At 69.5% G+C, this 9085-nt stretch carries 6 protein-coding genes; all 6 read left to right on the forward strand.

The genetic code is table 11. The features are described 5' to 3' along the window. Positions 1–449: 449 nt before the first annotated feature. Positions 450–662 (forward strand): MbtH family protein, encoded by a 213-nt coding sequence (locus U9983_RS17130; protein WP_322754999.1) that lies wholly within the window; start codon positions 450–452, stop codon positions 660–662. Positions 663–690: 28 nt separating this feature from the next. Then, positions 691–2517 (forward strand): fatty acyl-AMP ligase, encoded by a 1827-nt coding sequence (locus tag U9983_RS17135; protein WP_322755000.1) that lies wholly within the window; start codon positions 691–693, stop codon positions 2515–2517. Beyond that, a complete protein-coding gene (locus tag U9983_RS17140) occupies positions 2514–4271 on the forward strand; it encodes an acyl-CoA dehydrogenase (RefSeq protein WP_322755001.1) in 1758 nt (585 codons plus the stop codon). The genes U9983_RS17135 and U9983_RS17140 overlap by 4 nt, the downstream gene beginning before the upstream one ends. Then, the gene (locus U9983_RS17145; RefSeq protein ID WP_322755002.1) at positions 4261–5937 is read left to right on the forward strand and encodes an acyl-CoA dehydrogenase; all 1677 of its coding nucleotides are present in this window, start codon (positions 4261–4263) and stop codon (positions 5935–5937) included. Before U9983_RS17140 ends, U9983_RS17145 begins: the two co-directional genes overlap by 11 nt. Before the next feature lie 22 nt (positions 5938–5959). Then, complete coding sequence (locus U9983_RS17150; RefSeq protein ID WP_322755003.1) at positions 5960–6238, forward strand: acyl carrier protein; 279 nt, start codon at positions 5960–5962, stop codon at positions 6236–6238. A gap of 36 nt (positions 6239–6274) precedes the next feature. Beyond that, a partial coding sequence (locus tag U9983_RS17155; RefSeq protein ID WP_322755004.1) for an amino acid adenylation domain-containing protein occupies positions 6275–9085 on the forward strand: 2811 nt, incomplete at its 3' end.

Below are 9085 nucleotides of genomic sequence, written 5' to 3' on the forward strand. Positions count from 1 at the left end.
GGTTACCAGATATCCCGGCCGGTGCTCTGGCCTTAATGATCGACTACTGCGGCCTCACGAACCTCATCTCGTTACTTAACGTATGTCCATGGAATCGGAATGTCATCTTGACGCGGCTCTGGTGAGCAGCGGCGGCTGTTCCCTCGTCGACCTCGACCTCGACCTCGGTGGAGCCTTGCCGTCGAGGCGGGTACGTCACCGCAGGCCGGCGGGGATGATGCGGCGCTGGCCGCTCACTTCCGGCGCTGTTCAACTGGCGCGCCGAACCAGTTGAACAACGTGGTTCTCCGCGCGGTTCCAGGTTCGGGTTGCGTCACCGCAGCGCATTGACCGATCGCACGGCCCTGGTCATAGTGTCAGTGGCAACGCCTTGATGATCCCAACAGCAGGTGCTGTCGTCAGGCAGGAGCCAGAGGAGATCCGAATCAATCCCGTGAAAGGGCGGCCTGGTGCCAAATCCATTTGAAGACCCCGACGCCAGCTACCTGGTCCTGACCAACGACGAGGGTCAGCATTCGCTCTGGCCGGTTTTCGCCGACGTCCCCGACGGATGGCAGACGGTCTTCGGGGAAGCCGGACGTCAGGAGTGCCTCGATTACATCGAAAAATCTTGGACTGACATGCGGCCCAAGAGTCTCATCGAGGCCATGAAGAAAAAATAGCGCCACAAAGGCTGGACGCAGTCCGTCGGTGGCGGAGCCCGAGGGAAACCACTTCTTGGATGGGAATGCCGTGACCTTCGATCTCATGCGCTACCGAAGTTTGGGCGACGCCTTCCTCGACCGCGTCGCCGCGCATCCTGAGCGTACCGCGCTGACCATTTTCCGAGGCTCGACGGCGGCCAACCACGATAGCCTCACCTTCGCGGAGCTCGCCCAGCGAGCCCAATCGCGTGCTGAGAGCCTCGCCGCGCGGCTGCCCGCAGGGGAGCGGGTGCTTATCGCCCTGCCGACGGGCACCGAGTTCGTCGAGGTCTATCTCGCCTGCCTACTCGCAGGCGTGGTCGCCGTACCGGCTTCGACGCCCGGCCGCGGGTCTGCTGCCGAGAGGACGGCCGCGATCGCCGGAGACTGCGCTCCGAGCCTGGCGGTCACAACAGACGGTGACCGCTCGGCACTCGCCGAGGAACTGACCCGCCGTGGACACGGGCACGTGCCGGTCGTGGGGGCGAGCCAGGACGAGCTCGCCGCGACGCCGTCGGGTCCCGTCCGCCGGCGCCAGCCGGGCCGGGACACCCTGGCGGTCCTGCAGTACAGCTCGGGGTCGACCGGGGCCCCGAGAGGCGTCATGCTCGCCCACGGAAACATCCTCACCAACATGGCGGCGTATCACGAGTTCGCGGGACCTGGCCCCGACGACGTACTCGGCAGCTGGATGCCGCTTCACCACGACTTCGGTCTGTTCGCCCAGACCACGTTTGGATTGCTCTACGGCGCCCCGGTCGTCCTGATGCCACCGTATGACTTCGTCAGGCGGCCGGTGGAGTGGCTGCGCATGCTGGACCGGTACGTGTGTTCGGCCAGCGCCGCGCCCAACTTCGCCTTCGATCTGTGCCTTCGGCTCATCCCGGACGAGCAGCTCGACGGACTTGACCTGTCAGCGGTCCGCATTCTGATCAATGGCTCCGAGCCGATCCACCCGCCGACGATGGCCGCGTTCGCCCAGCGGCTCGCGCGCATTGGTCTGCGACCCGAGGCGCTCACCGCCGGGTACGGAATGGCGGAGGCCACGATTTACGTCTCCGGCACCGCGCGCGAGCAGCAGCCGACGGTGCTGGTGGCCGATCCGGTCCGCCTGGCGGACGGCAAAAACCCCGCTCTGGTCAAGACGGCTTACGGCGAGGGCAAGGAAGCCATGGGCGTCGGCGTGCCAAGTGCCTTCGAGGCCCGGATCGTCGACCCGCAGACCCGCCGGGTCGCGCCGGACGACTCGATCGGCGAGCTCTGGCTACGCGGCGGCAGCGTCGGGCTCGGTTACTGGAACAAGCCGCAAGCCAGTGCCCAGATATTCCACGCGCGCCTAGCGGGCGCCGACGGTCACGACGAGACGGGACCCGGCTGGCTGCGTACCGGCGACCTCGGGGCCTTCATCGGCGGTGAGCTGTTCATCACCGGCCGAATCAAGGAGACCCTGATCGTACGGGGCCGCAACCTCTTCCCGCACGATCTGGAACGGGAAGCACGCACGGCGCACGACGCCCTGCACAACTTCGTCGGGGCAGCCTTCGGGGTCTCCGCGCCCGACGAGCGGATCGTCCTCGTGCACGAAGTCGCCCCGAGGACGCCCGTCGAGCACCTGCCTGCGGTCGCGACCGCCGTCATGCGTAACCTGACTGACTCGTTCGGAGTACCGGTCTACAACATCCTGCTCGTACGCCGCGGAACGGTGCGCCGCACCACCAGCGGCAAGATCCGGCGTATGGCCATGCGCGAATGGTTTCTCGCCGGCGAGATCCCGGTGCTGCACGCCGACCTGGAGCCAGCCGTCCGGCGGTTGGCAGCGGGCGGAGCCAGGTGACGGCACCGCGGTCGGTCATCGGGTCGGCAGCCGCGCTCGCCGCGGTTCTCGGGGACCCGGCTGAGGCGGTACGCCACGACGCCGCACTCGATGCCGCTGAGGGGTTCCCCGCCGAGGTCTGTGCCAGGCTCGACGGCGTCGGCTTTCCCGCGCTCTACGTTCCGACCGAGTGGGGCGGCGCCCTCGACGACCACGAACGCCTGCTGCGGCTGTGGCGGATCGTCGCCCGCCGGGATGTCAGTGCCCTGGTTGCCCACGGCAAGACCTACCTCGGAGCCGCTTCGGTGTGGATCGCCGGCAGTGCGGTGCAGTCCGCCTCCACGGCCGCGGCGGTTCTTTCGGGCGGCCAGGTGGCCTGGGCGCTGTCCGAGCCGGAACACGGAGCCGACCTGCTCAACGGTTCGGTCACGGCGGCCGAGCAGGACGGCGGCTACCGGCTCGACGGCGTGAAGTGGCCGATCAACAATGCCACCCGCGCGGGCCACCTCGTCGTACTCGCTCGCACCGGTTCGGCCGCGGACCCCCGCGGACACAGCCTTTTCCTCGTCGACAAGAAGTCGCTACCAGCCGGGTCGTACCGGCTGCTGCCCAAGGTGGCCACCCACGGCATCCGGGGCGTCGACATCTCCGGCATTGAATTCACCGGTGCGCCCGTGCCCACCGACGCGTTGATCGGTCCGGCGGGCACGGGTGTAGAGACGGTGCTGCGCGCGCTGCAGCTCACCCGCACGATGTGCGGCGCGCTCTCGCTCGGCGCGGGTGAGCACGCGCTGAGGCTGGTGGCCCGGTTCACGGCCACGCGCATCATCCAACGGCGTCCGCTGATCGACCGTCCCGTTCCCGCCTCGGTGCTCGCCCGGTGCGCCGCGCTGCTCGGCGCCGCGGAAGCGGCGACATTCGTCGCCACCAGGTCGATCCACAGCCTCACCCGCGAAATGAGCGTCACCTCAGCCGTCGTTAAGGCGCTGGTCCCGACGCTGATCGATGCGGTGATCGGCGATCTGGCCGAACTGCTCGGCGCTCGCTCGTTCCTTACCGAGGCGTACGAGCACGGCGCGTTCCAGAAGGTGCGTCGCGACCACCAGATCGCTGCGGTGTTCGACGGGAGTACCCCGGTGAACCGCGCCGCGCTGATCCAGCAGTTCCCCAGGCTGACGCGGGACTTCGTGGCCGGTGCCTTCGACGCGGCCGGGGTGGCGCAGGCCGCCCGCGTCGGCGAGCGGCCCGGTCCACTGGACCGCGGCGCCCTGGTCCTGCTGTCACGGCAGGGATGCTCGGTGGTGCAGTCGTTGCCGGCGCTCGCCGAGGAGATCGGCTCACAGGATGCCCCCATCGGCCTTGCCGAGCACGCCGACGCCTTGTGCGTCGTCGTCCGACACCTGCACGGCCTGATGGCCGAGGTGCGCCCGGCGGCTCGTCCGTCCATAGCCGCGTACGAGTTGGCGTCCGCGTATGAGCTCTGCTATGCGGGTGCGGCCTGCCTGCACCTGTGGAAGTCGCGCGAACGACACCACCGCGACGAACCTCTCTGGCGGGACGGGCTGTGGGTGCGGGCGGCCCTGCGGGCTCTGCTGGCACGACTCGCCGTCATCGTGCGGACTGTGCCGCCGAGCGCCGCGCCCGGTGACGAACTGATCGACGGCCGGCTGGCCGGGGTCGTCGCCGAGGCGGCGGTGAGCGGCGCTGTCGTCACCGCGTTCGGCGCTGCGATGCCGCAGCCGTCGCAATGGACCGGGGACTGCTATGAGCGTTGAGGAACTGGACGCGCTGCTCGGCGATCCACGCGATGCGGAGAATCCGGTGGGCTACGCTGCGGTGCTCGCCGCCGACGAACGTCAGGAGATGCTCGCCGACGGCGAACGCCTGCTCGACGGATACGCAATGAATGCCGAGTTCGTACCCTCTGCCTACGGTGGGCGGCTGACGCGCATCGATCGGCTCGCCGAGATCCTGCGCGCGGTGTGGCGGCGAGATCCCAGCCTGGGCCTGGGGTACGGGTTCAGCTCGTTCATCGCGTCGGTGAACATCTGGACGGCCGGTGACGAGGGACAGTGCCGTAACGCCGCGAAGCTGCTGTTGTCAGGGGGGAGGATCGCAGCCGCGTTCCACGAGCTGGCGCACGGGACCGATTTCGCGCACGCGGAGTTCACCGCGCGGTCCGTCGCCGGCGGCTGGTCGGTGTCCGGGCGCAAGGATGTCGTCACCAATCTGCGGCGCGCCGAGGCCATGGTGCTGTTCGCGAGGACCGGTGCGGCTGCCGGTAGTCGCAGTCACAGCCAGTTCTTCGTACGGCGCGACGATCTGCCGGGCGGCCGTATGACCGACACTGCCCGGTTCGCCAGCTCCGGCATGCGGGGCGTTGCGCTCGGCGGTGCCGTTTTCGTCGACTGCCCGATACCCGGCGACTCACTGATCGGCAAGCTCGGCGAGGGCATGGAGATCGCCCTGCGTGCCTACCAGATCACTAGGACGGTGTTCCCGTCGATGATCGTCGGCCCGTTGGACACGGCGCTCCGCCTGGTCGTCGAGTACGCCCTCGAACACCGCCTATACGGCGGCACCGTCGCAGACATCCCCTATGTGCGCGCCGTCATCGCCCGCGCCCACGCCGACCTGCTCGCCGTCGACGCCTTCTCGGCAGTCGCCGTCAGAGCGTTGCATCTGGTGCCCGAAGCGATGGCCGTCTACGCCCCCGCGGCGAAATACCTGGGCTCCCGGGTCGTGCTGGACGCGTTCGAGGACCTGCGGACGGTGCTGGGCGCGCAGTCCTATCTGCGGCAGGGCCCGTATGCGATGTTCCAGAAGCTCGCCAGAGACCTCGCGCCGGCCACCTTCGCGCACGTCTCCCGCGCCGCGTGCCTGGTGATGCTCCTGCCGCAGTTGCCACGGCTGGCCCGCAGGTCGTGGCTGGTGGACCCGCCCGCGCCCGGGCAGCTCTTCGACCTCGGTGGGGAGCTTCCGGCGCTGCGTGCGGAGAGCCTCACGGCCGGGATGCCCCGCGGCGACGCAGTACTCGGCGCGTTGGCCGACATAGCCGAGCACGCGCGCGACGGCGACCCCGCCGGACGGTTCGCGGTACGGTTCCGTGACGATCTTCGCGCTCTCCGTGACAAATGCGCGACGTTGTCAGCCTCCGACATCACCATCGACGCCTCGCCGGCTGCCTTCGAGCTGGCCGACCGATACACCGTGACGCTCGCCGCCGCGTCCGTGCTTGGCGTCTGGCGCAAGAACCCTGATTCCTTGTCGCACGCCGCATTCCTGGCGATCCTCGACCGACTGAACGGGCGTCTCGGCGGCCCCTCGGTGCTCACCGCGGCCGAACGCGAAGACGTGGAACACCACATGTTCGACGAGGCCGTCGCGCGCCACGGCGACCGCGTGCTCTTCGATCTGACCGCCCGGCTGATTCCTGGCTGACAAGCATCCAGAAAGGTGTCCCATGACCGAGACCGAAGCGACGCGTCCGCAGCCGACCCCTGATGACATCCGGTCCTGGCTGGTCGAGCGGGTCGCCCACTACATCGACCAGCCGGCCGAGACGATCGACCCCCAGGCGTCGCTCGCCGGCTACGGGCTCGACTCGGTGTACGCCTTTGCGCTGTGCGGTGAGATCGAGGACGTGCTGGACGTGTCCGTCGAGCCGACCCTGGTCTGGGACGTCGCCAACCTCGCCGAACTCACCGACCGCGTCATCGGCCTGACCGCCGAGCGGTCCTGACGCAATCTGTCGCCGAGCGGATATGGGTGTAGGGGTATGGGTGTGGCGGAACACGGATTCAGGTATCTGACCACGGGGCAGCTCGGCGTCTGGTACGCTCAGCAGCTCGATCTCGGCAATCCGGCCTACAACATCGGCTGTTGTCTGGAGATCCGCGGCGATCTCGATGTCATCGTCCTCGTGGCGGCTCTGCGGCGCGCGATGGACGAGGCCGAGGCCTACCGGCTGCGGGTCCGCTTTGACGGGCAGGTGCCGCGCCAGTACGTCGACGACTCGCGCGACCACCCGATCCACGTGATCGATTTGGCCGACGCGGCCCATCCGCGGGCGGCCGCCGAAGCTTGGATGCGGGCGGACCTGACGGCCGCGACGGATCTGACCGCCGGACCGGTGTTCGTCCACGCCGTCCTCACGCTCGGACCGGACCGCCATCTATGGTATCAGCGCACGCATCACTGCGTCGTTGACGGTGCCAGCCTCAGCCTCGTCGCAGACCGCGTGGCGCGCATCTACACAGCGCTCGTCGAGGAGCGCGATCCCGGCGAAGGGGCGCCGTCGCCCGTGTCCGTGTTGCTGGACGCGGCCGAGACGTATCAGGACTCCGCCGACGTCGACAAGGACCGGCGGTTCTGGCTCGACGCGTTGTCGCCGCTGCCGGAGACCGTGGGATGGGACGGTCAGCGGGCTCGGCGGATGCCGTCCCAGCCGGTACGGCATCTCACCGAGGTCGGCGCCGACGATGCCGCGGCCCTGCGCGCGGCCGCCCGGCGCCTGAAGACCAACATGGCCGGCCTGCTGATCGCGGCCGCCGCCGTTTACCACCACCGGACTACCGGAGCGCACGACTTCGTGCTCGGCGTGTCGGCCGACGGCCGGACGAGCCGGCGGGAGCGTGGGATCCCCGGCATGACCTCCACGATCATGCCGATCCGGATCGGGATCGGCCCGCAGACATCCGCCGCCCGGCTCGTTCAGGAGACCGCCGCGGCGATCCGGGCCGCGCTGCCGCACCAGCGATACCAGTACACCGACATCCTCCGCGACGTGAAGCTTGTCGGCGGCGGCTCTCTGTACAGCCTGATCGTCAATGTCATCCCCGTCCAGTCCACGTTGCGGTTCGGCCCTTGCGAAGCCGTCCTGACCGGTCTGTCGAGCGGTCCGGCCGAAGACCTGAAGATCGAGGCCTACCACCGGATGCCGGACTCCGGAATCCAGATCGCCGTCGACCTCAACCCGGAACTCCGCGACCCGGCTTCGGCCCGGGACGTCTCGCGGGGCTTTCTCAAGGCCCTGACCTGGCTGGCTACGTCGGACTCGCGGGCCCGGGTCGACCATGCCGATCTCCTCGACGCCGTCGAGCGCGAGATGGTGCTCGAAAGGTGGAACGACACCGGCCGCGAACTGCCGACCGCGACGGTGGTGGAGATGTTCCAGGCGCAGGCGGCCCGTACGCCCGACGCGCCGGCGGTCGTGTGCGCCGGCACCGCGGTGTCCTATCGGGAGTTGGACCAGCGCGCCAGCCGGCTGGCGGGTCATCTGCGCGGGCTGGGGGCGGGACCGGAGAGCGTGGTGGCGCTGTGCCTGCCGCGCGGCGCGGCGATCATCGCGGGGATCCTTGCGGCCTGGAAGGCCGGAGCGGCCTATCTGCCCGTCGATCCTGGCCTGCCCGCCGAACGGATCTCGTTCATGCTCGCCGACAGCCGGGCCGCGCTGCTCCTCGGAACCGAGACGGTGCTCGAGGAGCTTCCGGCCACAAGGATGCTGACCATCGCGGTGGACGATCCCGCGACCGCCGGCGCGGTGGCCGCGTACCCTCCGACGCTCGACGCGGCGCCGTTGCCAGCCGCGTCGGCTTATGTGATCTACACGTCGGGGTCCACCGGCGCGCCAAAGGGGGTGGCGGTCACCCACGGCGCGTTGGCGAACTACGTGGCGTCGGTACCAGGCCTGGTGGGGTTCGGACAGCCGGGCGGTCGCTACGCGTTGTTGCAGGCACAGGCGACGGACTTGGGCAACACCGTGGTGTTCGCCAGTCTCACCACCGGCGGTGAGCTGCACATCCTGGACGCGGACACGGTGACCGATCCCCAGGCGGTCGCGGGCTACCTGGCCGAACACCGCATCGACTACCTCAAGGCGGTGCCGTCGCACCTGGCCGCTCTCGCTTCCGTCTCAGGGTTTGCCGGTGTGCTGCCGCGGCGGTCGCTGGTGCTCGGCGGTGAGGCGGCGCCGGCGGCCTGGGCCCGGGACCTTGTGGGGGCGGCTGGGGACGTGTCGGTGTTCAACCACTACGGACCCACCGAAACCACGATCGGGGTGGTGGCCGGGCGCCTTGACGCAGGCAACCTGCACGCCGGGCAGGTCCCCGTCGGCAGACCGGTGGCCAACACGCGGACCTACGTGCTTGACGAGTTCTTGGCGCCGGTACCGGTCGGTGTGGTCGGGGAGCTGTACGTGGCCGGTGCGCAGGTGGCTCGGGGCTATGTGCGCCGGCCCGGGTTGTCGGCGGAGCGGTTCGTGGCCTGCCCGTTCGGGGTGCCGGGTGAGCGGATGTACCGGACCGGGGATCGGGTGCGGTGGACCGCGGCCGGGGAGCTGGTGTTCGCCGGGCGGGCTGACGAGCAAGTGAAGGTCAGGGGGTTCCGGGTCGAGCCAGGTGAGGTGCGGACGGTCGTGGCCGGACATCCGGCGGTGGCTCAGGCAGCGGTCGTGGTGCGTGCGGACTGGCCGGGGGACGAGCGGCTCGTGGCCTACGTCGTGCCGGCTGACCCGGATGCCCATCCCGACGGGGTGCCGTCCGCGGTACGGGAGTACGCCGCACGACGCCTTCCGGACCACATGGTGCCC

It is taken from the genome of Protofrankia sp. Cas3 (assembly GCF_963555955.1).
Lineage (GTDB): Bacteria > Actinomycetota > Actinomycetes > Frankiales > Frankiaceae > Protofrankia.

Coding starts and splice junctions, on each gene's coding strand:
- U9983_RS17145 (WP_322755002.1), top strand. CDS start 4,261: ATGAGCGTTGAGGAACTGGACGCGCTGCTCGGCGATCCACGCGATGCG.
- U9983_RS17150 (WP_322755003.1), top strand. CDS start 5,960: ATGACCGAGACCGAAGCGACGCGTCCGCAGCCGACCCCTGATGACATC.